Raw genomic sequence first — 1,231 nt, 5'->3', positions numbered from 1 at the left:
TGTGGATTCAACCGGTCGACGCAACAGATTGGCTAAATCGTTCAGCGGGTGTTTCGTAGTCTAGTGTTTTCCGAGGGCGGCTATTTAGCTGCCTTGCGACTTCATTGAGCGTGGCTTGCGAGTGATCCGCAAGGTCGGTTCCTTTCGGGAAGTACTGCCTTAACAACCCGTTGGTGTTCTCATTCGATCCCCGTTGCCAAGGACGATGAGGATCGCAGAAGTAGACCTTGATGTCGGTAGCCACCGTAAAGCGCTTATGGTCAGCCATCTCTTTTCCGCGATCCCACGTCAGCGATTTGTAGAGTTCTTGGGGTAAGTTGCGGGCGCTTTCGATCAGGGCGCTGATGACCGTCTCGCTATCCTTACCGTCCAATTTCACCAGCATTACGTAGCGGGTATGACGCTCAACAAGAGTGGCAATTTGGCTGTTCCTGCTACCGCACAGCAGGTCGCCTTCCCAGTGACCTGGCACCGCCCGATCCTTAGCCGCGGCCGGGCGTTCGCGGATCGATACCGCGTCAGTGATTCGACCGTGATTTTCTTTCTTCTGCGTGTGATGGCGCGAGCGACGCATGGCCCGCGTGCGCCGTAAATGCTCAAGCAACTCTTTCTTCAGAGCCCCGCGAGCCTGTATGAAGAGCGTGCGATAGATCGTCTCGTGTGACACCTGATAGCTCGTATCGTCCGGGTAGGTACGCTTCAACCAACCGGCAATTTGTTCCGGTGACCACTGCAATTGAAGCTTGTCTGCAACAATTTGCGCCACCGTTCGGTTCTCAACAAGTTTGCAGACCTTAGGTCGATGCGCACGATCCCAGGCAGCCTGATCAGCTTGATTAGCCCGGTAGCATCCTTGGCCACCGTTGCGTTTGATCTCACGACTGATCGTAGAGGCTGCTCGCCCTAGCAGCGCGGCCATGGAACGGATCGAGTTACCTGCCACCACTGCACGCGAAATCTCTTCGCGCTCAGCCAACGTCAGAGCCAATCTGGACCTGCGGCGTACAGCGGGTCTGATACCGCCTGTTTCCGCCAAGATGCGCTGTATCGATGAATGGTTTCGATCAAATAGTTGGGCTATGTGCTGGAGAGAGTCGCCTTTCTGCCAGTGATCCCACATCAGTTTTTTCTGGCTTTCGGTGTAATAGATCCGAGGTCTCTGCTTCATCTGCAACACTCCTTCTGCTTACACAGAATTTAGTTGTGTTGCATCGACCGGTTGAATCCACAG

The 1,231-nt window shown here is 54.5% G+C and carries 1 protein-coding gene; it reads right to left on the bottom strand.

Annotated elements, in window-relative coordinates; all coding sequences use genetic code 11:
- Positions 1–7: 7 nt before the first annotated feature.
- Positions 8–1,168: an IS30 family transposase gene (locus tag BM019_RS30355; protein ID WP_092422781.1), complete on the bottom strand. Its 1,161-nt coding sequence runs from the start codon at positions 1,166–1,168 to the stop codon at positions 8–10.
- Positions 1,169–1,231 lie beyond the last annotated feature (63 nt).

Source organism: Pseudomonas sp. NFPP07 (assembly GCF_900115645.1).
In the GTDB taxonomy this organism is placed as follows: domain Bacteria; phylum Pseudomonadota; class Gammaproteobacteria; order Pseudomonadales; family Pseudomonadaceae; genus Aquipseudomonas; species Aquipseudomonas chlororaphis.
This window is presented reverse-complemented; position numbering and strand designations above follow the sequence as displayed.

Coding starts and splice junctions, on each gene's coding strand:
- BM019_RS30355 (WP_092422781.1), bottom strand. CDS start 1,168: ATGAAGCAGAGACCTCGGATCTATTACACCGAAAGCCAGAAAAAACTG.